The organism is Streptomyces sp. ST2-7A, assembly GCF_021390475.1.
Classification (GTDB): Bacteria; Actinomycetota; Actinomycetes; order Streptomycetales; family Streptomycetaceae; genus Streptomyces.
Genome location: NZ_JAJUWS010000040.1, coordinates 39,449 through 62,582, shown reverse-complemented (window position 1 = coordinate 62,582; position 23,134 = coordinate 39,449). Strand labels below are relative to the sequence as shown.

Genomic DNA, 23,134 nt, shown 5'->3' with positions numbered 1-23,134 from the left:
ACCGGACTGCCCGCCACGCACCCGATCCGCCGGGAACGCCCCGCTTCGCGGGACGCTCCCGAAAACCAGATCAAACCCCTACAAGCCGACCCCAACAGGGTTGACGAAACAGATAGGGGCACCCCCCGGATGGGTGCCGCCCCCGCGCCGGCCGGGGCGAGGACGTCACGCCCACCCGGCCTCGTGCCTCCCGGGCGGGCGCCGCGGCGGTGCGCCGCGATCATGCCCCTCTCGGAACCACGCCGTCGCGCCGACCCTCCGGCCCGGAACAGCGAAAAGCCGCCGGGCCCCGACGAATCGGGGCCCGGCGGAAGCGACGACGGGTCGCCCGGGGGCGCTCGCTCAGAGGTACAGGCCGGTGGAGTCCTCGGAGCCCTGGAGGCGTTCGGCCGCCACGGCGTGCAGATCCCGTTCCCGCATCAGCACGTAGGCCGTGCCGCGCACTTCCACCTCGGCCCGGTCCTCCGGGTCGTACAGCACCCGGTCACCCGGTTCGACGGTGCGGACGTTCTGCCCCACGGCCACGACCTCGGCCCAGTCCAGGCGGCGGCCGACGGCGGCCGTGGCGGGGATGACGATGCCCCCGGTGGAGCGGCGTTCGCCCTGGCCGGTGTCGGTGCGCACCAGCACGCGGTCGTGCAGCATCCGGATCGGGAGCTTGTCATGGGTCGGGCCGGGAGATGGGGTGGTCACGACACGACCGTATCCCAACGGCTCCGGACGCGGGACCGGTGGTCACCGACGGCGCCGCCGGACACCGAGCACCAGCAGACCGACCACGCCGACCGCCACCAGGGCGATGGGGATCAGCCGTTCCGGGCGCGGGGACCCGTCGCGCGTCATCAGGCCGGTACGGGCCCCGGTGACGGTGCGGTTGACCGCGATGTACGCCTGGCCCGCGTGGCGGTCCACCGCCGACAGCGCGCGGGTGCGCACGTCGCCCACGATGGTCTTGGGGTGCACCCGCACCGCCAACTCGTCGAGGGTGTCGGCGAGCAGGGCGCGCCGGCGGCGGATCCGGGCCTCGATCTCCTCCGGCCCCTCCTCCTTCGGCTTCTCCGCTTCGTATCGGCTGCTGCCGCTCTTCCCGTCCTGGTGATCCGGACGACTGGACTCGGGCACCGCTCCGCCTCCGTGGTCGATTCTCGTCGTGGTCCGGGCCAGGGGGCCCGTCCCGCACAGTCTGTCAGTTTCCTGCCCCGGTCGCCGCCCGCCATTCCGCCCCGGGTCGGGCCGACCGGGCACGGTGTGCGACGTGTTCCCCGGCCCGGCGGAGGCGGTGCGGGCGGATGGGTAGGCTCGGGCGCGGGGCCCTCCCCACCATCGTTCGAGAGAGGAACCACCGATGAGCGATCGCCTGCAGCCGGGTGACACCGCCCCCGCCTTCACCCTGCCGGACGCCGACGGGAAGTCGGTCTCGCTGGCGGACTACTCCGGGCGGAAGGTGATCGTCTACTTCTACCCGGCGGCGATGACGCCGGGTTGCACCAAGCAGGCGTGCGACTTCACCGACAACCTGCGGCTACTGGCCGACGCCGGGTACGACGTGGTGGGTGTCTCCCCCGACAAGCCGGAGAAGCTGGCGAAGTTCCGGGAGCGGGAGGAGTTGGGCATCACCCTCCTCGGCGACCCCGGGAAGGAGACCCTGACCGCCTACGGCGCCTTCGGCGAGAAGACCATGTACGGCCGCACCGTCACCGGCGTGATCCGCTCCACCGTGATCGTGGACGAGGCGGGGAAGGTGGAGCGGGCGCTCTACAACGTCCGGGCGACCGGGCACGTGGCGAAGCTGATCCGCGACCTGGGTCTGTGACCGTCGCCGGCGAGTGGCCGGAGGTCCGGCGGGGCGGGAGCGGGTCGGCCGGACGGGCCGCCCCCGCCGGGCGTCCCGTCGGCGCGGCCCGTCCACGGGCCGACCGGTCGGGGACCGATCCACGGCCCCGCGACTAGGCTGGTCGACGCGGTGCGACCGGTCCCCGGCGGGGTCCGGCGCCGGTCCCCGCGACCGGTCGGCCGTCCCCACCGGCCCGCCCCGTCCGCTTTTCCCCGCACGGCAGGAGTTCCCACGGTGTCCGAGCGCAAGCCGATCGAGTCCTGGCTGACCGACATGGACGGCGTCCTCATCCACGAGGGGGTGCCGATCCCCGGCGCCGACCGTTTCCTGAAGCGGCTGCGGGAGTCCGGCAAGCCGTTCCTGGTGCTGACCAACAACTCGATCTACACGCCGCGCGACCTGCACGCCCGCCTGCAGCGAATGGGCCTGGACGTGCCGGTGGACAACATCTGGACCTCGGCGCTGGCCACCGCGAAGTTCCTCTCCGACCAGCGGCCGGGCGGCACGGCGTACGTGATCGGCGAGGCGGGACTGACCACCGCCCTGCACGACATCGGTTACATCCTGACCGACACCGCCCCGGACTACGTGGTGCTGGGCGAGACCCGCACCTACTCGTTCGAGGCGCTCACGAAGGCGATCCGGCTGATCAACGCGGGGGCGCGGTTCATCGCCACCAATCCGGACGAGACCGGCCCCTCCGCCGAGGGCGCGTTGCCGGCGACCGGCTCGGTGGCGGCGCTGATCACCAAGGCGACCGGCCGCGAGCCGTACTTCGTCGGCAAGCCCAACCCGTTGATGATGCGGGCCGGGTTGAACGCCATCGGGGCGCACTCGGAGTCCAGCGCGATGATCGGCGATCGGATGGACACCGACGTGCTGGCCGGTCTGGAGGCCGGGATGGAGACCTTCCTGGTGCTGACCGGGCTGACCGACCCGGAGGAGGTGGAGCGGTACCCGTTCCGGCCGTCCACCGTGGTGGAGTCGATCGCGGACATGGTCGACCGGGTCTGACCCCCGGAGAGCGGGCCGGATTCACCGCAACGGCCCGGGCCCGCCCACCGGACGGGCGAACCCGGTGGCGCTGCGGATGCGCCGGCGGACCGGTCGGGCGACGGTCGGGGGGACCGGTTCCGGAGGTTCCGGCAGGTCCCGGAGGTTCAGCCATGGGCACCCCGCTCACGTCCGCCACTTCCCCGTCCGAGTCCTCCCCCGCGTGCGGGGGGTCCCCGACCGGCTCCCCCTGTGCCCGCGACCGCGGGTGCTGCTCCGGCGCTCGCCGTTCCCGGCGGGGGTCGGCGGCGGGCCCGGTCCTGGTGCTGGCCTGCGTGGCGCTGATCGGCTTCGCGGGCCCGTCGGTGGCCGGTCCGCCCGACCCCGATCACCACGAGCCGGGACGTCACGAGCCGGACCACCACCGTGGCGAGGTGATCATCACCCCGGTGGCGCCGCACCCGGGCGGCGAGGTGCGGCTGCGGGTCTTCGGTTGCCGGGACGGCCACGGCACCGCGCACTCCGAGGCGTTCGTCACCGAGGCCCGGCTCGGTCCGGCCACCGGGGGCGGGCTGGTCGGCGAGGCGCGGATCTCCTCCACCATCGCGCCCGGCTCGTACGCCGTGGACATCTCCTGTGACGGGCGTCCGAAGGCGGTGAGCGGGCGGGTCACGGTGGTGCCGAAACACGGCCCCCACCCCGAGCCCCCGCACAAGCCGCACCACCCGACCGCGCCGGTGAAGGCCGGTGGCGGCGGCACGGCCGACGAACGCGCCCCGGAGGCCGGGGACTCGAGCCTCGCCGCGCCGGTCGCCTCCCCCGTCGGCGGCACGGGCACGGGGCCGGGCCCGCTGTTGGCGGTTCTCGGCGCCCTGGGGGTCGCGGGGGCGACGGGATTCGGGATGCTCCGCCGGCGCCGCGCGGCCGGCGGGGGTCGGTGAACGGGCGGTCGGGGTGACGTCCACGACCACCGGGCGGTCCGCCACGGGTCGGGGCGGGACCCGGGGCGGTGCGCTGACCGCCGTGGCCTGGGCCGTCCTGTTGTTCGGCCTGTGGTTGTGGGGACGGGAGTTGACGGGCGGGGAGCCGGACATGGGCGGCCCGGTCCGGCTCTCCGACGGGCGGGTGCTGCCCGCCCCCGTGCGGCCTCTGGAGGGGGAGGCGGTGCCGGTACGGCTGGGGATGGACCACCCGGCGTTGCGGGCGGAGGTGATCGAGCGCGGCGTGGAGCCGGAGGGCGGCGTGGAACCGCCGCCGTTCGAGGCGGCGGACACCGCCGGCTGGTTTCGGGACGGTCCGGTGCCGGGGGCGGCGGGCGCGGCCCTGCTGGTGGGACACGTGGACACCGACACCGGGCGGGCCGTCTTCTACGACCTGAGCACGGTGGAGCCGGGCGCCGAGGTGGAGGTGCTGCGCTCGGACGGCCGGACGGCGGTCTTCACCGTCGAGCGGGTGGACGTGGTGCAGCGCTCCGCCTTCGATCCGGAGGTGGTCTACGGGCCGCACCGGAAGGGGCGGGCGGAGCTGCGACTGATCACCTGCGGCGGGGAGTTCGACGCCGAGCGGGACAGCTACTCGGCGAACGTGGTGGTCTCCGCCTACCTGACGGAGACCCGGGACCCGCCGGGACCGGGCCTGAACGGGTCCGACCGGGCCTGACCGTCCCACCGATCGGGTGGGTGCTCCGGCCGATCCCGGACGGCCCGCACCACCGGGTACCGCGACCCGCCCCTGCCGGCCGCCGGGACGCCGGGATCCGCCGGGACCCGCCGGGGTCGGACCGGGGCACGACCCGAGCGGAACCGAACGGTCCGAGACCACCGGGCACCGATACCCCGCCGACGCCGGGGCCCCGACACCGACGCCGGGGCACGCCCGGCACCGGGATGCGGGGACCGGGGCGGAACACGACCCGCCCCCGGCCGGCCCGACACGGCGTCGGGGTACCGGGATCCGCCCCGGGGAGGGCCGACCCGTCCCACCGACCGGGGCACCCGCCGGCGGAAACCCGCCGTCCCGCCCCGGCACCCGGCCGAGGGCGGGGACGACCGTGGTCACGGCAAACCGGGCCGGCCCGTCGTCAGCCGAGGAGTTCGCGCAACCCGGGGGCGAGCGCCCGGAAGGCACGCCCCCGGTGACTGATCGCGTTCTTCTCCGCCGGGCTCAGCTCCGCGCAGGTGCGGGTCTCCCCCTCCGGTTGGAGGATCGGGTCGTAGCCGAAGCCGCCCTCCCCCACCGGAACGCGGCGCAGGGTACCGGGCAGGCGCCCGACGACGACCCGTTCGGTGCCGTCGGGCAGGGCCAGCGCGGCGGCGCAGGCGAAGTGGGCACCCCGGTGTTCGTCGGGGATGCCCTCGAGTTGGGCGAGCAGCAGGTCCAGGTTGGCGCGGTCGTCGCCGTGCCGGCCGGACCAGCGGGCGGAGAGGATGCCGGGGGCGCCACCGAGGACGTCCACGCACAGCCCGGAGTCGTCGGCGAGGGCGGGCAGACCGGTGGCCCGGGCGAGGGTGTGCGCCTTGAGAAGCGCGTTCTCCTCGAAGGTGACGCCGGTCTCGGCGACCTCGCCGACCTCCGGGAAGGCGTCGGCGCCGACGAGTTCGCGGTGTACGCCCGTCTCACCGAGGATGGCGCGCAGTTCGGCCACCTTGTGGGCGTTGCGAGTGGCGAGCACCAGGCGGTCGTCGGTGCCCGACGCGGTGGAACCGGGGGTGTCGCTCATGCGGCCAGCGCCTCCTTCTGCTTCTCGGTCAGCGCGGCGCAGCCGAGTTCACCGAGGTCGAGCAGGGCGGTCAACTCGGTGCGGGCGAAGGGCGCCCCCTCGGCGGTGCCCTGCACCTCGACGAAGCGGCCGTCGCCGGTGCACACCACGTTCATGTCGGTCTCGGCCCGCACGTCCTCCTCGTAGCAGAGGTCGAGCAGAGGGGTGCCGTCGACGATGCCGACGCTGACGGCGGAGACGGTGCCGGTCAGCGGGCGGGCGGAGGACTTGACCAACTTCTTGCCCCGGGCCCAGTCCACGGCGTCGGCCAGTGCCACGTACGCGCCGGTGACGGCGGCGGTGCGGGTGCCGCCGTCGGCCTGCAGGACGTCGCAGTCCAGGACGATCGTGTTCTCCCCGAGGGCGGAGAAGTCCACCACGGCGCGCAGCGAACGGCCGATCAGACGGGAGATCTCGTGGGTGCGTCCACCGATCCGGCCGCGCACCGACTCGCGGTCACCACGGGTGTTGGTGGCGCGGGGCAGCATCGAGTACTCGGCGGTGACCCAACCCTTGCCGCTGCCCCGGCGCCAGCGGGGAACCCCCTCGGTGACGCTGGCGGTGCACAGGACCCGGGTGTCCCCGAAGGAGACGAGGACCGAGCCTTCTGCGTGCTTGCTCCACCCGCGTTCGATGGTGACGGGGCGGAGCAGGTCGGGGGTACGGCCGTCGATGCGTGACATGCGGTGAGCCTAGTCGTCGGCGGGGGCCGGGCCGGTCGGCGGGGGCGGCCCGCCGCACCGCCGGGGAGGGACGGCGCCGGATCGGGGTCCACGCCCGGCGCGGGGCGCGACCGACGGGCCGAACCGGATCAGGAGGGGTCCCGGCCCACCCGGCGTGGGGCCGGGTACAGGAGCAGGACCGACGCGATACCGGCCCCGAACGGCGGACCGGGCGAGGGAGGCCGATCGGTTCCGGAACCGACCACGGATGCGCGGCCGACAGGCCGAACCGGATCCGGGAGGGCTCCCGGCCAACCCGGGTAACGGGTTGGCCGGGTAACGGGTTGGCCGGGTAACGGGTTGGCCGGGTAACGGGAACACCAGCGACGAGGTACCGGCCCCGTACGGCGGGCCGCCCCGGCATCGGTCCCTACATGAGGTCCTCGATCTCGGAGGCCAGCGGGTCGGCCTCCGGCCCCACGACCACCTGCACCGCCGTGCCCATCGCCACCACGCCCATGGCGCCGGCGGCGCGCAGAGCCGCCTCGTCCACCAACGAGGGGTCCTCCACCTCGGTGCGCAGTCGGGTGATGCATCCCTCGACCTCGACGATGTTGTCGATTCCGCCGAGGCCGGCGACGATGCGCCCGGCCTTCCCGGCGAGGTCGTCGCGTCCGCGTGCCGCCATGGCCGCCTCCCTGATCGTGGTCTGCTCGTCGGTCCACCCGCCCGTTTCCCGGCGGGGTCCTCCCGACGGGTCCCGGCCGGGGGCCGGGATCGGGCTCGGGCGCGGATCAGCATACGGGTGGGTCCGGCGGCGCCCGGGGAACCGGAACGCCTTCCGACGCGCGCCTCGATGTGGTCATAATGACCCGCGCCCGAAATGGTGTAGACCACACTACCCGGAAGGGTGTTCGCGACCACTCCCGGAACCGGTCGTCCCCGTTCCCATCGGAACCCCCGTCCCACCCCCCACCGCGCCCGGAGGCATCCGTGTCCACCACCCCGACCACCGAACGCGGGGACCGCCCCGCCCCCGCACCACCCGGTCGCCGCTCCCGCGTCATGGCGGTGGCACAGCGCATCGGCCGCAGCCTGATGCTGCCGGTCGCCACCCTGCCCGCCGCCGCCCTGCTGGTGCGCTTCGGCGCCGACGACATGCTGGGCAGCGACGCGCTGCCCGACGCCGTCAACCGGATCGCCGAGTTCATGGCCGCCGGCGGTGGCGCCCTGCTGGACAACATGGCGCTGCTGTTCGCGGTGGGCATCGCGATCGGCTTCGCCCGCAAGTCCGACGGCTCCACCGCGTTGGCGGCCGTCGTCGGCTACCTGGTCTTCGACAACGTGCTGGCCACCTTCCACGACCCCAACACCGACTCCCCGGTCTCGGCCGGGGTGCTGGGCGGCGTGATCATGGGCATCACCGTCGCCCTGCTCTACCAGCGTTTCCACCGCACCCGCCTGCCGGACTTCCTCGGCTTCTTCGGCGGACGCCGTCTGGTGCCGATCATCTCCGCCTTCGCGGGCCTGGGGCTGGGCATCGTCGTGGGCTACGTGTGGCCGGTGCTGGGCAGCGGCCTGTTCCACTTCAGTGAGTGGCTGGTGGGCTCGGGCGCGGTCGGCGCCGGCATCTTCGGCACGCTGAACCGGGCGCTGATCCCGGTGGGGATGCACCACCTGCTGAACTCCTTCCCGTGGTTCCAGGCCGGCTCCTACACCCGGGACGACGGGACGGTCGTGACCGGCGACATCGCGCGGTTCCTGGCCGGTGACCCGACCGCCGGTCAGTTCATGACGGGCTTCTTCCCGATCATGATGTTCGCGCTGCCGGCGGCCTGCCTGGCGATGTACCACTGCGCGCGGCCGGAACGGCGCGCGGTGGTGGGCGGCATGATGGTCTCCATCGCGCTGACCGCCTTCGTGACCGGCGTCACCGAGCCGATCGAGTTCACCTTCATGTTCATCGCGCCGGCGCTGTACGCGATCCACGCCGTGCTGACCGGTGTCGCGCTCGCGCTGACCTGGGCGCTGGACATGCGCGGCGGCTTCGGGTTCTCCGCCGGCGCGATCGACTACGTGCTCAACTTCGGCATCGCGTCCAACCCGCTGGGCCTGGCGCTGGTCGGGTTGTGCTTCGGCGCGGTGTACTACGCGGTCTTCCGGTTCGCGATCATCCGGTTCAACCTGCCGACGCCGGGTCGGGAGCCGGACGAGGACGACGACCTCGCGATGCCGGGCGACCCGGGGCGCAAGCGGGCGGGTGCCCGACGCGGCGGCGCGGAGGCCGGCGGCACCGGGACGGTGACCGTTCCGGCACCGGCGCCCTCCACCGATCCGGAGCCGGAGGGCTCCCCGACCGGCGGGACGACCCCCTCCCCATCCGGGAAGGACCCGGCGACCCCGGGCGCGGCCCCGATGTCCCCGTCCGGCGGCCCCGTCGACGGGACGTCCGACGAGACGGCCGACGAGACGGGCCGAACCGACGGGGCGAGCGGACCCACCGACGAAGCCGACGGGACCGACCGGTCCATGGGCGGCGGGCGGCCCCCGGCGGGCTGACACCCGACCGACCACCGGGAGCGGCCCGGTCACCGGGCCGCCCGAATGACCGGAACGCCCCGGGGCGCGGCCCCGGGGCGACGGGTTCGAAGGAACCCCGGTCCATCCGGATGGCCTCCGTCCGAGGGGCCTCAGAAGGTGTAGACCGCGCCGGGTCGGGCCGCCTCGACGGGCCCGTCGAAGACCGCGCGGGCGTCCCGGAGGTTGGCCCCGGTGTCCGTCCACGGCGGGATATGGGTGAGCACCAGGCGGCGGGCCCCCGCGACCCGGGCGGCCTCCCCGGCCTCGCGACCGGTCATGTGGACGTCCGGCAGGTTCTCCTTGCCGTCGGTGAAGGCGGCCTCGCACAACAGCAGGTCGGCGTCGCGGGCCAACTCCTCCACCTCCGGGCAGGGACCGGTGTCGCCGGAGTAGGTGAGGACGCGCCCCCGGTGTTCCACCCGGAAGCCGTAGGCCTCGACCGGGTGGCGGACCCGGGAGACCTCGACGGAGAGCGGGCCAGGGGTGAGGACCTCGCCGTGGTGGAGGGTGCGGAAGTCGAAGACCTCGCTCATCGACTTCTCGTCGGGGGTGTCCTCGTAGGCGGTGTTGAGCCGGTGTTCGGTGCCGGCCGGGCCGTACACCGGGATGGGCTCGCAGCGTCCGCCCTCGTGCCGGTAGTAGCGGGCCACGAAGTAGCCGCACATGTCGATGAAGTGGTCGGGGTGAAGATGACTGAGGACGATCGCGTCGATGTCGTACAAACCGGTGTACTTCTGCAGTTCGCCGAGGGCGCCGTTGCCCAGATCCAGCAGCAGACGGTAGCCCTCGGCCTCGATGAGGTAGCAGGAGCAAGCCGAGTCCGCGGACGGGAACGATCCCGAGCAGCCGACAACGGTGAGCTTCATGGGCCTGGGGACCTCCGGGGTGGGGTCCAACGACTGTACGGCGGCGGTGGGCCGCGGGGACGGCGCGGACCGGACGGTGTGGGCGGAATCACCAGTCCGCGGGCGGTGTTCGCCGCCCGGTCGTCGCCCGTCCCCCCGGCGGGGGAACGGTGTTCGACGGTGGGTTCGGGGCGGTTCCCGGCTCGCCCCGGAGCGGCTCGACGGGGCACCCGAACCGGCACCTCCACGGGCGCCCGGAGGGCTCGACGCGCGGGACCGGGGCGCTCCTCAGCGCCGGGCCGTGGTTTGCAGATGGATCGCCTGCAACAATCCCACCGCGATCCACACCGCGAACATCGAGGAGCCGCCGTAGGAGATGAACGGCAGCGGCAGTCCGGTGACCGGCATGATCCCCAGGGACATGCCGATGTTCTCGAAGGTCTGGAAGGCGAGCCACCCGGCGATGCCGGCGGCCAGGACCGTCCCGTACAGGTCGGAGCACTCCCGGGCGATACGCAGCGCCCGCCACATCACCACTCCCAGCAGCAGGATGATCGTGACGCCGCCGACGAAGCCGAGTTCCTCCCCCGCGACGGTGAAGATGAAGTCGGTGTGCTGCTCGGGGACGAACTGTCCGATGGTCTGACTCCCCTGGAAGAGGCCCATCCCGGTGAGCCCGCCGGCGCCGATCGCGATCCGCGCCTGGTGCGTGTTGTACCCCACCCCGGCGGGGTCGAGTTCGGGGTTGGCGAAGGCCGCGACCCGGTTGATCTGGTACTCGTCGAGCACGCCGAGCTGCCAGACCGCCACCGCTCCGGCGGCGCCCGCCGCGATCAGACCGAGGATCCACGCCCGGTGCGCGCCGGCGGCGGTGAGCAGCACCAGGACGATGGCGATCAGCCCGAGGGTCTGGCCGAGGTCGGGGGTGAGCAGCACCAGCACCGCGGGCAGGGCCACCAGGAGGAGTACGGCCATCACGGTGAGGGCGTTGGGCGGGTGTTCCTCGCCCGGCCGGCGCCGGGCGGCGCCCTCGGCCCGGGAGGCGATCAACGCGGCGGCGGCGAGGATGACGGCGACCTTGACCAGTTCGGAGGGCTGGAAGGCGAAGCCGCCGCCGATCTCGATCCAGCGCCGGGCGCCGTTGACGGTGCTGCCCAACGGGGTGAGGACCAGGGCGGTGAGCACGACCGAGACGACGTAGAGCACCGGGGCGACGTCCCGCAGCCGGCGGTGACCGACCCGCAACACGAAGGCGGCCAGCAGCAGGCCGATGAGGATGTTGAGGCAGTGCCGGAACAGGAAGTGGTAGGGGTCGCCGCCGGTGAGGTGGTCCCGGCTCCGGGTGGCGGAGAGGACCAGGACCGTACCCAGCAGGGTGAGGGTGAGGGAGGCCAGCAGCAGCGGCCGGTCCAGTCGGCGCAGCGGGCCGTCGCGGGCGAGGAGGGCGCGCAACGGTCGTCGGCGGTCGGGCCGGCCGCCGAGGAGCGGGGGCGGGCCGGCGTTCGTGGTCTCCCGACAGTAGGTGTTCACCGTGCTCACCGGCCGCTCCCGCGCTCGCTGCCCGCTGGTCCTTCCCCCGGGGCGGCGGGCCGCCGGTGCCCGCCGGGGCCGGCGGATCGGGGGCCGGGCCTCCCGGTGGTGACTGTACGCGCGGCCGGGGTGGCGTTCGGTGATCCCGCGCCCCGCGCCCGGCGGGTCCCCCGGAAGGGTGCAACGCCACCCCGCCGGTTCGGGGCCCGGTTCGGGGTCCCGGGACGCGCGTCGGGGCCCGATCCGGTCGGATCGGGCCCCGGCGGGGTGCGGGTCTCAGGCCCAGAGCTGTCCGTGCAACAGCTCGACGGCCGCCTCGGTGGACTCGGCGGTGTAGACGCCGGTGGACAGGTACTTCCATCCACCGTCGGCGACCACGAAGACGATGTCGGCGGGGACTCCCGCGCGGACCGCCTTGCGGCCGACCCCGATCGCCGCGTGCAACACGGCGCCGGTGGAGATGCCCGCGAAGATGCCCTCCTCGGAGAGGAGTTCGCGGGTGCGGGCGACCGCGTCGGCGGAGCCGACGGAGAACCGGGTGTCGAGGACCTCCGGGTCGTACAACTCGGGGACGAATCCCTCGTCGAGGTTGCGCAGGCCGTAGACCAGGTCGTCGTAGCGCGGTTCGGCGGCGACGATCGTGACGTCCGGCTTGTGCTCGCGCAGGTAGCGGCCGACGCCCATCAGGGTGCCGGTGGTGCCCAGCCCCGCGACGAAGTGGGTGACGGACGGCAGGTCGGCGAGGATCTCCGGGCCGGTGCCGGTGTAGTGGGCTCCGGCGTTGTCGGGGTTGCCGTACTGGTACAGCATCACCCAGTCGGGGTGTTCGGCGGCCAGCTCCTTGGCGACCCGCACGGCGGTGTTGGAGCCGCCCGCGGCCGGCGAGGAGATGATCTCCGCGCCCCACATGGCCAGCAGCTCGCGGCGCTCGCGGGAGGTGTTCTCCGGCATGACGCAGACGATGCGGTAGCCCTTGAGGCGGGCCGCCATCGCCAGCGAGATGCCGGTGTTCCCGGAGGTCGGCTCGAGGATGGTGCAGCCGGGGGTGAGCCGGCCGTCCTTCTCCGCCTGCTCGATCATGTGCAGGGCGGGACGGTCCTTGATCGACCCGGTGGGGTTGCGGTCCTCCAGCTTGGCCCAGATCCGCACGTCCTCCGAGGGGGACAGGCGCGGGAGGCGGACCAGCGGGGTGTTGCCGACCGCCGCGAGGGGGGAGTCGAAGCGCATCAGCGCGATCCCCCGGCGACGGCGGGCAGGATCGTCACGCTGTCGCCGTCCGCCAGCTCGGTGTCGATGCCGTCGAGGAAGCGCACGTCCTCGTCGTTGAGGTAGACGTTCACGAAGCGGCGCAGCTCGTCCTTCTCCACCAGCCGCTCCCGGATGCCCGGGTGGTTGGCCTCCAGGTCCGCGAACAGCTCGGAGAGGGTGGAGCCGGAGCCGGTGACGGCCTTCGCGCCGTCGGTGTAGGTGCGCAGGATGGTCGGGATGCGGACCTCGATGGCCATGGTGGTCGAACTCCAGGGGTGAGGGGGCGGAAAACCCGGTTGGGCGGTGCGGTGCGGTGTGCCGCACCCCGGCGCCGTTCGCGACCGAACGGTGTGGAGGGGGCGTCGGCGGGTGTCGGAGGCCGATGGGCGCGCCGGAATCCCACCCGGAGGGCGCGTGGTGGGGTCACCGGTCGCCTGGCGGCGGTCCCGGAGAGACCCGGGGCCGGGGGCGCCCGCCGGTCGGTCGGCGTCAGCGCGCGCGGCTCCCGGCACGCCGACACAGTGCGCCGGCGAGGCGGCACAGATCGATGTGCAGACGCTCGACGAGCAGCGGCGGCTGCGGCTCACTTCTCACGTCCGGGACAACCATGCGGTCATCGTAACGATTCCCGGCCGGGACTCCGGAAGTCCGTCCCGTGATGCGGACTCTTCCGTCCCGACATGCGGGCAATCGGTGACGGAATCCGGAGTGGCCGGTCACACCGCGTGGGAATCCACGATCCGGACCTCCTCCTCGGACACCTCGCCATCCACGATCCGGAAGGAACGGAACGACACCGGTCCCTCGTCGTCGCCGCACTCGGCGGTGGAGACGATCACGTAGTGCGCGGCGGGCTCGTTGGCGTAGGAGATGTCGGTGCGCGAGGGATACGCCTCGGTGGCGGTGTGCGAGTGGTAGACGACCACCGGCTCCTCGTCCCGGTCGTCCATCTCCCGGTAGAGCTTCAGCAGGTCGCCGGAGTCGAACTCGTAGAAGGTGGGCGAGCGGGCCGCGTTGAGCATCGGGATGAAGCGCTCTGGGCGGTCGGTGCCGGCGGGTCCGGAGACGACGCCGCAGGCCTCGTCGGGGTGGTCCCGGCGGGCGTGGGCCACGATGCGGTCGTGGAGATCCCGGGTGATGGTCAGCATGGGCGCCAGGATAGCCGGCGCGTCCCGGACACGGATGGGGGCCCGGTCCGTACCCCCGAGCGGTACGGTCCGGGCCCCGTGACCGACCCGTGGGTCCGTCCCCGGTGGGGGCGGGCCGCGGGTCGGGGTCGGTGTCCGTTCGCGGCGGGGCGGTCGGGCCGCCGACCGCGCACGGTCTCCCGTGTGGCCGGTGGCGGCCGGGCCCCGGTGTTCGCCGGGGGCCGGCCGCCTCACCGGTCCGTCGGGGCTCGCCCGAGGGACCGGTGGGTGATCACTTGTCGACGGTGACCTTCTCGCCCTCACCACCGTCACCGGGGGCGTTGGCGGCGGCCTCGGAGGCCTCGATCTCCTCGTCGGTCTCGCCGGCGTCGCGGCGACGGATGTACTCCAGCACCCGGCCCAGCTCGTGCTTGACCACCGGGGCCAGCAGGTAGAGGCCGATGATGTTGAAGACCGCGGCGAGGAAGAGGAAGGAGTCGGTCAGGTCGACCAGGGTCATCAGCGGCAGCAGGGCGCCGATGATGACCATGCCGCAGAACAGCGCCTTGTAGACCGTCTCGCTGGTGCGGGAGGCACCGAAGATGTGGGCCCAGGACTTCAGGCCGTAGTAGCTCCAGGTGATCAGCGTGGAGAAGGCGAAGAGGATCACGGCCAGGGTCAGCAGGCCGGAGAACCACGGCAGGGCGGTCTGGAAGGCGTCGGAGGTGATCGCGATGCCGTTGATCGAGTCGTCGCCGGCGCGGCGGGCCTCGTAGAGCGGACCGGCGGCGACGATGATGGTCACGGCGGTCATGGTGCAGATCACGACGGTGTCGATGAACGGCTCCAGCATGGCGACCAGACCCTCGGTGGCCGGACGCTTGGTCTTCACCGCGGAGTGGGCGATCGGGGCGGAGCCGATGCCGGCCTCGTTGGAGAAGGCCGCGCGCTGGAAGCCGACGATCAGGGCGCCGAGCAGACCACCGGCGACGCCGGACGGGTTGAAGGCCTCGGTCACGATGGTCACCAGCGCGTCCGGGACGGCGGTGATGTTCCACAGGATGACGATGAGGCAGGCGGCCACGTACATGAGGGCCATGGAGGGCACCAGTCGGCTGGTGACCTTGCCGATGGACTTCATGCCGCCCAGGATCACCGCGCCGACCAGCACCGACAGCACGATGCCGTACAGGATGGAGCCGGTGTTGCCGGCGAAGAAGCTGTCCCCGCCGCCGGTCTCGGAGGCGAGCTGCTCCAGGGACTGGTTGACCTGGAAGAGGTTGCCGCCGAAGAAGGTGAAGGCCACGATCATCAGGGCGGAGCCCCAGGCCAGGACCTTGCCCAGGCCGGGCAGGCCGCGCTCGGCGAGGCCCTTGCGCAGGTAGTGCATCGGACCGCCGGAGACGGTCCCGTCGGCGTGCACCTCGCGGTAGCGGACACCCAGGGTGCACTCGGCGAACTTGGTGGCCATGCCGAGCAGACCGCAGAGGATCATCCAGAAGACGGCGCCGGGGCCACCGATGGAGATCGCGATGGCCACACCGGCGATGTTCCCGAGGCCGACGGTGCCGGAAAGGGCCGAGGTCAGGGCCTGGAAGTGGGTGACCTCACCGGGTGCGTCGGGGCTGTCGTACTTGCCGCGCACGACCTTGAGGGCCGTCTTGACGTGGCGCACCTGCGCCAGGCCGAAGTAGGCGGTGAAGATCAAGCCGGCGATGACCAGCCACAGGACGATCGGCATGATCGTCGCGCCGCCGACGTCGAAGTTGAAGAAGACGATGTCTCCCATGAGGCCGGCGAACGGCTCCACCCAACCGTTGATCTTGTCTGCGACCGTATCGGCCCAGGTCGTTTCATCCATGGATTACCTCTGGCGGGTTGCTGCGGGGACGAATGAAGGCACGGAATGCTGCCGATGATGCGGTATTTCCGACGAGCCGCCGGGGTGAGGGTGACCCCCGAAAACATTCGGATGTGCGTTCCTACCACGCAGAGCGATATTCACTGTGTGACGCGCATCACACGTTCGGATAACGGTCGAGTTAACGCGACGGCATTACACCACAAAAGCGACACATGCCTCCTACAGCCAGTAGCGTTGTCCGCATAACGGATACCAAAGATCACGCTGCGTATAGATCGACGGCGTTCCGAACACGAACGGAAGTCAAGGAAAAACCCCCGGCGCACTCGAAGAACGCGTCAGGGGTTTCCGTCGGTAACGCTACTGTCCCGACGCCGATCTATGTCATGAGTGTTTCCAGCAATGACTCCTGCAGGAAGCCGAGCCAGAGATAAGCCATCGCCATCGGTTTACGCGGATCATCATCGGGTAGAGCGATGATCCGCTCGGAGGTGTCGTCGTCCTCGATGCCCAATCTCGCCCCCACCGCCAACCGCAGATCGTTGAGCGTGCCGAGCCACCGACGGCACCCCTCGGCGTCCAGGCGCACCACGCCCCCGCCACCGGGCACCGACCCGTCGGCCGCCACGGCGTCCAACGACCGCACCACCGCCAGGCCGTCCTCCCGCTTGCGGGCCCGCAGGTCCGGCTCGGTGAACCGGCGGAACTCCGCCGCCCACCGGCGGGTCTCCTCGTCCGGGGCCTCCCCCGGCCCGCCGTAGGCGTCGGGCAGGAGCCGGGCCAGCGCGGGGTCGGCGGGGGGCTCGGTGGGCCCCTCCGCGAACAGCGCCTCCAGCGGGTCCACCTCCCCGCCCGGCGCGGCGTCGGCCGATCCACCGGGGCCGACCAGTTCGAGCAGTTGGACCACCAGGCTGCGCAGGATGGAGAGTTCGGCCGGGTCCAGGGCCAGGGCGGCCCCGCCCCCTCCCGGACCGTCGCCGTCGCCATCGCCGGGAAGGGGTTCGAATCGGGCCGCCATCACTCACCGGTCCCGCTGCAGCGTCGCCCACAGCCCGTAGCCGTGCATCGCCTGGACATCTCGCTCCATCTCCTCACGGCTGCCGCTGGAGACCACGGCGCGCCCCTTGTGGTGCACGTCCATCATCAGCCGCTTCGCCTTGTCCTTGGGGTACCCGAAGTACGTCTGGAACACGTAGGTCACATAACTCATGAGGTTCACGGGGTCGTTGTGCACCACCGTGACCCAGGGGACCTCCGGTGAGAGCACCTCGACGGGCGCCCCCTCCGATTCCGTGCGCTCGATCTCCAGGGGGATGGCACTCACGGCAACCTCATCGCTCGCTCGACTGCTCGGTCCGTCCGGCCGATCACCATCCGGTCGGCCCCGGCTGTCACGCGGTGACGCGCGCCGGCGTTCGGCACGCGAAGTCGACCGACCGATCCGCTTCGACCCCACCCCGGGGCCGGCGCCCGACGACCGCGGGGTCCGACCCCGGGGCGCGACCGACACGTGATCGTCCTCACCCCCCATGCTGCCGGCCCGGGAGACCGCCGCGCACCGCAGCCGGGAGGAGCCACCGCACACCCGGCCCCAATAGATATCGTCAAACTGACGAATAAGCGCTACGCTGATCCCATGAACCACGGACCCTCGGGGCTGTCGGTGGCCGTGCCGTCCACCGCGCTCTTCACCGACCACTACGAGCTGACCATGCTCCGCGCCGCGCTGCGGGGCGGCACCGCCCACCGCCCTTCGGTCTTCGAGGTCTTCACCCGCCGTCTCCCGGAGGGCCGCCGCTACGGAGTCGTCGCCGGCACCGGCCGTGTCCTGGACGCCATCGCCGGCTTCCGCTTCGAGGAGGACCAGCTCGACTTCCTGCGCCGCACCGGGGTCGTCGACGAGCCCACCCTGGAGTGGCTGGCCGGATACCGCTTCACCGGCGACGTCCACGGCTACCCCGAGGGCGAGGTGTACTTCCCCGGCTCCCCGATCCTGCGGGTCACCGGCACCTTCGCCGAGTGCGTGCTGCTGGAGACGGTCGTGCTGTCCGTCCTCAACCACGACTCCGCCGTCGCCGCCGCCGCCTCCCGGATGGCCGTCGCCGCCCGGGGCCGGCCGCTGATCGAGATGGGCGCCCGCCGCACCCACGAACTGGCCGCCGTCGCCGCCTCCCGGGCCGCCTTCATCGGCGGCTTCGACACCACCTCCAACCTCGCCGCCGGCTACCGTCACGGCATCCCCACCGTCGGCACCAGCGCCCACGCCTTCACCCTGCTGCACGACACCGAGCGGGACGCCTTCCGCGTCCAGGTCGACGCGCTCGGCCGGGGCACCACCCTCCTGGTGGACACCTACGACGTCACCGAGGCCGTCCGGGCCGCCGTGGAGATCGCCGGCCCGGAGCTGGGCGCCGTGCGCATCGACTCCGGCGACCTGCTCCTCGTCGCCCACCGGGTGCGCCGACAACTCGACGAGCTGGGCGCCCGGGACACCCGCATCGTGGTCACCAGCGACCTCGACGAGTACGCCATCGCCTCCCTCGCCGCCGCCCCCGTGGACGCCTACGGTGTCGGAACCCAACTGGTCACCGGCAGCGGTCACCCCACCTGCTCGATGGTCTACAAGCTGGTCGCCCGCGCCGCCGGGGACGACCCCGGCGCGCCGCTGGTCCCGGTGGCCAAGAAGTCGGCCGGCGGCAAGCTGTCCATCGGCGGCGTCAAGTGGGGAGCGCGCCCCGACGGGCCCGACGGGGAGCCCACCACCGAGATCGTCGGCACCGGCCCGGCGCCGGAGGAGTTGGCCGACGACCTCCTCCAGGTGGAGCTGGTGCGCGGCGGGGAGATCGTCGGCGCGGAGCCGCCCTCGGCCGCCCGCGAACGCCACCGGCTGGCCCGTGAACGTCTCCCGCTCTCCGCCGGTCAGCTCTCGCGCGGGGAACCGGTCCTGCTCACCGAGTACCGCTGAACCGAACGCCCCCTCCCGGGGCGGGGCGCGCCCCGGAAACCGGCGAGGCCGTCCGGCGGGAGGGGGCGGAGCCACCTTTCCGGGGCACACTTCACCCGAACGGAGCAGTCGAGCCGACGGTGCCGGGCCACCCCGAACCCGCCCGCCCGCTTCCTCGGAGCGAGCGGAACACCGAACATCCGGGCCCGCCCGGCCGGTCGGAACCACCGGCCCGACCATCGGGCCGCACGAGAGGAAAAGAGGTCCGCACCCATGCACCGCGCCCTGATCGTCGTCGACGTGCAGAACGACTTCTGCGAGGGCGGGAGCCTCGCCGTGAACGGTGGCGCCGCCGTGGCCGCCGCCGTCACGGACCTGATCGGCGCCGCCGGTCCGGGCTACCGCCACGTGGTCGCCACCCGCGACCACCACATCTCCCCCGGCGACCACTTCTCGCCGACCCCGGACTTCACGGACTCCTGGCCGCCGCACTGCGTGGCCGGCACCGAGGGGGTCGGGTTCCACCCCAACTTCGCCCCCGCCGTCACCTCCGGCGCCGTGGACACCTGCTTCGACAAGGGCGCCTACTCCGCGGCCTACAGCGGCTTCGAGGGCGCGGAGGAGAACGGCACCGGCCTGGCCGAGTGGCTGCGCGCCCGCGAGGTGACCGAGGTGGACGTGGTGGGCATCGCCACCGACCACTGTGTGCGCGCCACCGCCCTGGACGCCGTCCGGGAGGGCTTCCGCACCCGGGTCCTGCTCGACCTCACCGCCGGTGTGGCCCCGAACACCGTCGAACGGGCGCTGGAGGAGATGCGGGAGGCCGGCGTGGAACTCTCCGGCACCCCGGTGGTGACCGCGGGCTGACCCCCGCCCGGCCCCGCCGCCCCCCGGGCGGGAAACCGGCCCGGCACCGCCGGTCCCCGCCGGCCGGACCCGGCTCAGCGGGATCGCAGCAGGGCGCCCATCGGTCGCCACGGGTCGATCGGTCGAGCGGCCCGGCAGCGCCACAGCAGCCCCTCGGGGTGGTGCAGCACCGCCGTGATCTCGTCCGACGTGGGGGGCTCGACGTTGCCCCGCAGATAGACCGCCCGCAACCCCAGGTTGCGCAGGCGGGTCAGGGCCCGAGCCCGGTTGCGGGCATGCACCAGGACCCGCACCCGCTCCGGCTCGACGCCACCGGGACGCGCCCCGGACGACGCCCCCGGGCGGGGCAGGGACAGCGCCACGACGACGCTGCCGTCGGGTTGACGAACCCATCCACCATCCGGCACGGCACCTCTCCCTCCGTTCGTCGCGCGGCACGCCGGGACCGTGCGACCGGGTCGCGCGGCACCGGCTCCCGCGCCGACCGCCATATCCTGACCGGATCCCGCCCCCACCGCCAGGGTCTTCCTCACATCCGCCGGTGACCTGCGGAAACTCATCCGTTCGAGGGCCCGGTCGGTCGCTGCGAAGGCCCCGGGGCGCCCGTCGTCGCCCGGAGGCCGATCGCCGTCTTGCCTGTGGGCATGCGGACAACTACGGTGCGTTGAGATCCTGTTGGAACGTGATGCCGTGCGCCCCCCGTGCACCCGCCGCGCGGATCGGCGCACGCTTACCGCCGATCCCCCACGGGCATCGAGGCTCGTAGGACCCGGTCGGGCCCCCGCCCGGTCGGTCGTCGTGCACCCCCATCCCCCAGGACGGAATCCGTCATGCCGCATCCGAGTCCCGCTCAGGTCGTCCACGGGTCGGCCGCCGTCATCGGCACCACCCTCCTGATGGTTCTCCTCTTCCCCTCCGCGCCCGACTGGGTCGTCGCGCCGGTGACGGTCGTCGCGCTGGCGATCGGCGTGCTGGTCGCCCTGCGGCCGGCGCTGCGGGCCGGTGCCCGGTCGGCCCCGGCCGCCGTCACCGGTGCGTCCGCGACACCTCACGCCGCGCCGGTGGAAACCCCCGGGGCCCCGGAGCGGATCGGAGCCGACCGGCCGCGCGCCGTGCGGGTCTGAGCGTCCCGGATCGGGGCGCCGACGGGCGGCCCGATCCGGGGTCACCCCGCCCGGACGACCACCGTCCGGGCCGCCTTGTCGTGGACGCACTGTCGGTAGGGCCGGTCCCAGGTACAGCTGAGGACGTTCCAGAGCCAGAACAGCGTGCCGAGGCAGGGCACCAGCTGCGGCAGGGAGTACACCGCCGCGCGGGTCCAGCCCGGGTTGCCGGCCGGGATCGAGCCGTTGTCGAGCATCGAGACCCGGATACCGAGCAGCATCTTGCCCAGCGTCTGACCCCGGTTGGCCAGCATCAGCCCTTCGTATACGAAGTACACCAGCAGATAGACGAGCTGGGACACGAAGGACCCCGTGCCGGGGAAGGCCCCTCCACCGCCGTCGAACGCCCACGGCAGGGTGATGAGGCCGACCGGGATGGCGACGACCAACCAGTCCACCACCCGGGCGAGGAAGCGACGGCCGAGCGGGGCGAGCGGCGGCATCCCCTCCAGCGGGTCCCGGGCGCCGCCGGGGCCGCCGTAGGGGTTGTGGGCATAGGCGTCGCCGGGCGCGCCGAAGCCGGGGCCGTGTCCCGGGCCCGGTGGCGGGGGCGGGCCGTATCCGGGCTCCCCGTACCCCGGACCGCCGGGGCCGGCGCCCCCCGGCGGGTTCGAGCCGGGGGGCTGCTTGCGCAGGGGGTCCCGCTCCGGCTCCGGGCCGGAGGGGGGCTGCTCGTTACTCATGGCCCGAGTGCACCCCGCCCCGCCGACCCGCGCACGCCGCGCGGGTCAACCGGGGGATCCACTCGGCCGTCCGGGGCGGCGCCCCGTTCAGCGCGCCTCCGCGGGCCGCCTCGATCGCGCGGGTCGGCGCCCGGCCACGAAGGTGCGGGCCACCCGGTCGTGCCACCCCTGGCGCCAGGGCCGGTCGAACAGGGCGAGCACGACGCCGATCGCCCCCACCACCGTCCACCACAGGACGGTGTGGGTGAACCAGCGGATCAGCGCCGCGCCGATGCCGGGGCGGTCCCGACTCCCCATGTCCACCACCCGCAGGCCGCACAGGGCCTTACCGGGCGTGCGCCCCCACAACGCCATGGGCAGTGCCTCGAGCAGGAGGCCGGCCAGCAGGAAGACACCGAGCACGAGGACGATCCAGGGGCCGGTGGTGCCGTCCACCAGCCATACGTCCTCGGTCACCCCCGCCTGTTCCACGGCGGTGATCTTTCCCTCGATGTGGTCACGGGCCGGCCCGGCGAAGGGCAGCGCCACCCCCACCGCGGCGGCGGCCGGCAGCAGGCCGTCCACCAGTCGGGCCAGGATCCGGCGGACCGGCGAGGCGGGGTAGGCGTCGTCCTCGACCTCCCAGGGCGCGGGCGTTCGCACGGCGGTCAGACCGGCCTCGGTGAGCGGGGACATCTCCGGGGCGCCGAGCACCCCGGCGGAGGTCGGGTGAGCGGAGCGGAGCACCGGGGTCGGCCCGGGACGGGAGTGCGCGGGGACGCCCGGTGCCCCGGGTGTCGCGCGGGGGGTCGGGGGGTCGGGGACGACGGGGCCCGGGGCGACGGCCGGGCGGGCGAGGTCCTGCACCCGGTCGGTCCACCCCGGCCCGGCGGGGGACGACACGGTCCGGGGATCGGACTCCGCGCGCTCCCCCCGATCGGTGGGCGACGGTGCGGACCGGACCCCGGGCGGGACGCCCTCCGCGCCCCGGCCCGGCGGGAGGACCCCGGGTGCGACGGGGGCGGGATGTGTCGACGGGCCGACGGTGCCGGCCGCCGGACGGGAAAGGGCCGCCGGGTCCGGGGCGGGACGCGCCGCGTCCCGCCCCGGGTGCGGCCGTTCGGCCCCGGGGCCCGGCCGGGTGATGTCGGTGCCCGTACCGGCCGGCGCGTGTCCGGCCGGCGCGTGCCCGGCGGGAGCGTGTCCACCGGGCGTGTGCCCGGCCGGCGCGTGCCCGGCGGGAGCGTGTCCACCGGGCGTGTGCCCGGCCGGCGCGTGCCCGGCGGGAGCGGTCGGCCGCTCCGGGGTGTCGGTCGCCGGAGCCGGGTGTCGGCCGGCGGCGGGGCGCGGGATACGTTCCGCCGCGGCGGTGCCGGCATCGGGCAGGGAGGGCACCGGCGAGGTGCTCATGTCGTCGGCCGACGCCCAGCCGGCGCCGATGCCGGCGGGGCCGAGCCGGGGATCGCGCGGCGTCCGCCCACCGGCGGGGGCGCCGGCGCCCGGGAACGCCGCCGGGGGCGCCGCCGACTCCGCCGATCCCGGGGAGACGGCGGTGTCGGGGCGCTGGGTCCGCCGTCGCCGCAGTTCGGGCAGGACCGGTGGGGCGCCGGAGCGCACGCCCGGTACCGGGTCGACGGCGTCGGGGAAGGCCCCGGGGCCGCCCGGCAGGGCGGTACCGCCTCGGGCGGCTTCGACGTTCCCGCTCGGGGGAACGTCGAAGCCGGCGGGGGACGTCCCGCCGGGACCGCCCGGTCCGGTGGAGCCGCCGCCGACGGTGCCGTCGAGGAAGACGGGGCCGGTCTCCTCCGGTGCGGGAACGGGCGCGGGCCGGGGAGCGGGCGCGCCGGGCGGCGGCGCGGGCATGGCCTGCCCCGGCTCCGGTCGACGGCGGCTGCTGCCCGGCACCCAGGAGGCACCGTTCCAGTAGCGGATGTACCCCGGGATCGAGGGGTCCGGGTACCAGTCGGGCCCCGGGGTGCCGGCGTCGCCGCCTTCCGCAGGAGAGCTCATGAGGGGGTCCGATTCTCCTCGTCCGTTCGTCCATGTCGCGTCGGGTT

At 73.7% G+C, this 23,134-nt stretch carries 24 protein-coding genes and 1 pseudogene; 8 read left to right on the top strand and 17 right to left on the bottom strand.

The features are described 5' to 3' along the window. Positions 1-342 precede the first annotated feature (342 nt). The gene (locus tag LZF96_RS21065) at positions 343-645 is read right to left on the bottom strand and encodes a co-chaperone GroES (RefSeq protein ID WP_233875359.1); all 303 of its coding nucleotides are present in this window, start codon (positions 643-645) and stop codon (positions 343-345) included. Positions 646-735: 90 nt separating this feature from the next. Continuing rightward, a complete protein-coding gene (locus tag LZF96_RS21060) occupies positions 736-1,029 on the bottom strand; it encodes a DUF3618 domain-containing protein (RefSeq protein WP_233875357.1) in 294 nt (97 codons plus the stop codon). Positions 1,030-1,345: 316 nt separating this feature from the next. On the opposite strand from LZF96_RS21060, the gene bcp reads away from it, so the two are divergent. From bcp to LZF96_RS21040, 4 genes are all read left to right on the top strand, one after another. Further along, positions 1,346-1,813, top strand: a complete 468-nt coding sequence (gene bcp, locus LZF96_RS21055) for a thioredoxin-dependent thiol peroxidase (RefSeq protein ID WP_233875341.1) — start codon at positions 1,346-1,348, stop codon at positions 1,811-1,813. 255 nt (positions 1,814-2,068) lie between these two features. Further along, positions 2,069-2,848, top strand: coding sequence for an HAD-IIA family hydrolase (locus LZF96_RS21050; protein ID WP_233875339.1), 780 nt, complete (start codon positions 2,069-2,071; stop codon positions 2,846-2,848). Positions 2,849-3,150: 302 nt separating this feature from the next. Then, a complete protein-coding gene (locus tag LZF96_RS21045; RefSeq protein WP_233875337.1) occupies positions 3,151-3,768 on the top strand; it encodes a hypothetical protein in 618 nt (205 codons plus the stop codon). A 13-nt stretch (positions 3,769-3,781) separates the two neighbouring features. Further along, positions 3,782-4,486: a class F sortase gene (locus tag LZF96_RS21040; RefSeq protein WP_233875335.1), complete on the top strand. Its 705-nt coding sequence runs from the start codon at positions 3,782-3,784 to the stop codon at positions 4,484-4,486. 421 nt (positions 4,487-4,907) lie between these two features. Here LZF96_RS21040 and rdgB read toward each other — a convergent pair whose 3' ends face one another. The 3 genes from rdgB to LZF96_RS21025 form a co-directional block, all read right to left on the bottom strand. Further along, positions 4,908-5,546: an RdgB/HAM1 family non-canonical purine NTP pyrophosphatase gene (gene rdgB / locus LZF96_RS21035; protein WP_233875332.1), complete on the bottom strand. Its 639-nt coding sequence runs from the start codon at positions 5,544-5,546 to the stop codon at positions 4,908-4,910. Next, on the bottom strand, positions 5,543-6,268 hold the full coding sequence (gene rph / locus LZF96_RS21030; protein ID WP_233875329.1) for a ribonuclease PH: 726 nt from the start codon (positions 6,266-6,268) through the stop codon (positions 5,543-5,545). The genes rdgB and rph overlap by 4 nt, the downstream gene beginning before the upstream one ends. A 409-nt stretch (positions 6,269-6,677) precedes the next feature. Continuing rightward, entirely contained in the window at positions 6,678-6,935 is a 258-nt protein-coding gene (locus LZF96_RS21025; protein ID WP_233875326.1) for a glucose PTS transporter subunit EIIB, read from the bottom strand. Between the two features lie 377 nt (positions 6,936-7,312). On the opposite strand from LZF96_RS21025, the pseudogene LZF96_RS21020 reads away from it, so the two are divergent. Next, positions 7,313-8,464, top strand: a pseudogene (locus LZF96_RS21020) (PTS transporter subunit EIIC); the annotation flags it as partial. A 473-nt stretch (positions 8,465-8,937) separates the two neighbouring features. Here the strand turns inward: LZF96_RS21020 and LZF96_RS21015 are convergent. From LZF96_RS21015 to clpS, 9 genes are all read right to left on the bottom strand, one after another. Next, positions 8,938-9,693 (bottom strand): MBL fold metallo-hydrolase, encoded by a 756-nt coding sequence (locus LZF96_RS21015; protein WP_233875323.1) that lies wholly within the window; start codon positions 9,691-9,693, stop codon positions 8,938-8,940. 267 nt (positions 9,694-9,960) lie between these two features. After that, positions 9,961-11,124, bottom strand: coding sequence for a rod shape-determining protein RodA (gene rodA, locus LZF96_RS21010; RefSeq protein ID WP_233875355.1), 1,164 nt, complete (start codon positions 11,122-11,124; stop codon positions 9,961-9,963). 354 nt (positions 11,125-11,478) lie between these two features. Then, positions 11,479-12,429, bottom strand: coding sequence for a PLP-dependent cysteine synthase family protein (locus tag LZF96_RS21005; protein WP_233875321.1), 951 nt, complete (start codon positions 12,427-12,429; stop codon positions 11,479-11,481). Next, on the bottom strand, positions 12,429-12,707 hold the full coding sequence (locus LZF96_RS21000) for a MoaD/ThiS family protein (RefSeq protein WP_233875319.1): 279 nt from the start codon (positions 12,705-12,707) through the stop codon (positions 12,429-12,431). The genes LZF96_RS21005 and LZF96_RS21000 overlap by 1 nt, the downstream gene beginning before the upstream one ends. A gap of 232 nt (positions 12,708-12,939) precedes the next feature. Next, positions 12,940-13,044, bottom strand: a complete 105-nt coding sequence (locus LZF96_RS27405) for a putative leader peptide (protein ID WP_374203295.1) — start codon at positions 13,042-13,044, stop codon at positions 12,940-12,942. 122 nt (positions 13,045-13,166) lie between these two features. Further along, a complete protein-coding gene (locus LZF96_RS20995) occupies positions 13,167-13,598 on the bottom strand; it encodes a Mov34/MPN/PAD-1 family protein (protein ID WP_233875317.1) in 432 nt (143 codons plus the stop codon). A 271-nt stretch (positions 13,599-13,869) separates the two neighbouring features. Continuing rightward, positions 13,870-15,438: a sodium:alanine symporter family protein gene (locus LZF96_RS20990; RefSeq protein WP_233875315.1), complete on the bottom strand. Its 1,569-nt coding sequence runs from the start codon at positions 15,436-15,438 to the stop codon at positions 13,870-13,872. Positions 15,439-15,820: 382 nt separating this feature from the next. Next, entirely contained in the window at positions 15,821-16,459 is a 639-nt protein-coding gene (locus LZF96_RS20985; RefSeq protein ID WP_233875313.1) for a DUF2017 domain-containing protein, read from the bottom strand. A gap of 3 nt (positions 16,460-16,462) precedes the next feature. Further along, complete coding sequence (gene clpS, locus LZF96_RS20980) at positions 16,463-16,765, bottom strand: ATP-dependent Clp protease adapter ClpS (protein ID WP_233875311.1); 303 nt, start codon at positions 16,763-16,765, stop codon at positions 16,463-16,465. Between the two features lie 312 nt (positions 16,766-17,077). On the opposite strand from clpS, the gene LZF96_RS20975 reads away from it, so the two are divergent. Both LZF96_RS20975 and LZF96_RS20970 read left to right on the top strand, forming a co-directional pair. Further along, a complete protein-coding gene (locus tag LZF96_RS20975) occupies positions 17,078-18,406 on the top strand; it encodes a nicotinate phosphoribosyltransferase (protein WP_233875309.1) in 1,329 nt (442 codons plus the stop codon). A gap of 252 nt (positions 18,407-18,658) precedes the next feature. Next, entirely contained in the window at positions 18,659-19,252 is a 594-nt protein-coding gene (locus LZF96_RS20970; protein ID WP_233875307.1) for an isochorismatase family protein, read from the top strand. Between the two features lie 74 nt (positions 19,253-19,326). Here LZF96_RS20970 and LZF96_RS20965 read toward each other — a convergent pair whose 3' ends face one another. After that, positions 19,327-19,659, bottom strand: a complete 333-nt coding sequence (locus LZF96_RS20965) for a hypothetical protein (protein WP_233875305.1) — start codon at positions 19,657-19,659, stop codon at positions 19,327-19,329. Between the two features lie 423 nt (positions 19,660-20,082). Here LZF96_RS20965 and LZF96_RS20960 point away from each other — a divergent pair, with 423 nt between their 5' ends. After that, positions 20,083-20,376 (top strand): hypothetical protein, encoded by a 294-nt coding sequence (locus LZF96_RS20960; protein WP_233875303.1) that lies wholly within the window; start codon positions 20,083-20,085, stop codon positions 20,374-20,376. Positions 20,377-20,417: 41 nt separating this feature from the next. Here the strand turns inward: LZF96_RS20960 and LZF96_RS20955 are convergent, their stop codons facing one another. Next, positions 20,418-21,098, bottom strand: a complete 681-nt coding sequence (locus tag LZF96_RS20955; RefSeq protein ID WP_233875301.1) for an RDD family protein — start codon at positions 21,096-21,098, stop codon at positions 20,418-20,420. 87 nt (positions 21,099-21,185) lie between these two features. Then, complete coding sequence (locus LZF96_RS20950; RefSeq protein ID WP_233875299.1) at positions 21,186-23,087, bottom strand: RDD family protein; 1,902 nt, start codon at positions 23,085-23,087, stop codon at positions 21,186-21,188. Positions 23,088-23,134: the final 47 nt, after the last annotated feature.

Coding starts and splice junctions, on each gene's coding strand:
- LZF96_RS20985 (WP_233875313.1), bottom strand. CDS start 16,459: ATGGCGGCCCGATTCGAACCCCTTCCCGGCGATGGCGACGGCGACGGT.
- LZF96_RS21065 (WP_233875359.1), bottom strand. CDS start 645: ATGCTGCACGACCGCGTGCTGGTGCGCACCGACACCGGCCAGGGCGAA.
- LZF96_RS21025 (WP_233875326.1), bottom strand. CDS start 6,935: ATGGCGGCACGCGGACGCGACGACCTCGCCGGGAAGGCCGGGCGCATC.
- LZF96_RS20960 (WP_233875303.1), top strand. CDS start 20,083: ATGCCGCATCCGAGTCCCGCTCAGGTCGTCCACGGGTCGGCCGCCGTC.
- LZF96_RS20995 (WP_233875317.1), bottom strand. CDS start 13,598: ATGCTGACCATCACCCGGGATCTCCACGACCGCATCGTGGCCCACGCC.
- LZF96_RS20970 (WP_233875307.1), top strand. CDS start 18,659: ATGCACCGCGCCCTGATCGTCGTCGACGTGCAGAACGACTTCTGCGAG.
- LZF96_RS21005 (WP_233875321.1), bottom strand. CDS start 12,429: ATGCGCTTCGACTCCCCCCTCGCGGCGGTCGGCAACACCCCGCTGGTC.
- LZF96_RS20990 (WP_233875315.1), bottom strand. CDS start 15,438: ATGGATGAAACGACCTGGGCCGATACGGTCGCAGACAAGATCAACGGT.
- rdgB (WP_233875332.1), bottom strand. CDS start 5,546: ATGAGCGACACCCCCGGTTCCACCGCGTCGGGCACCGACGACCGCCTG.
- rph (WP_233875329.1), bottom strand. CDS start 6,268: ATGTCACGCATCGACGGCCGTACCCCCGACCTGCTCCGCCCCGTCACC.
- LZF96_RS20955 (WP_233875301.1), bottom strand. CDS start 21,098: ATGAGTAACGAGCAGCCCCCCTCCGGCCCGGAGCCGGAGCGGGACCCC.
- LZF96_RS20950 (WP_233875299.1), bottom strand. CDS start 23,087: ATGAGCTCTCCTGCGGAAGGCGGCGACGCCGGCACCCCGGGGCCCGAC.
- bcp (WP_233875341.1), top strand. CDS start 1,346: ATGAGCGATCGCCTGCAGCCGGGTGACACCGCCCCCGCCTTCACCCTG.
- LZF96_RS21000 (WP_233875319.1), bottom strand. CDS start 12,707: ATGGCCATCGAGGTCCGCATCCCGACCATCCTGCGCACCTACACCGAC.
- LZF96_RS21015 (WP_233875323.1), bottom strand. CDS start 9,693: ATGAAGCTCACCGTTGTCGGCTGCTCGGGATCGTTCCCGTCCGCGGAC.
- LZF96_RS20975 (WP_233875309.1), top strand. CDS start 17,078: ATGAACCACGGACCCTCGGGGCTGTCGGTGGCCGTGCCGTCCACCGCG.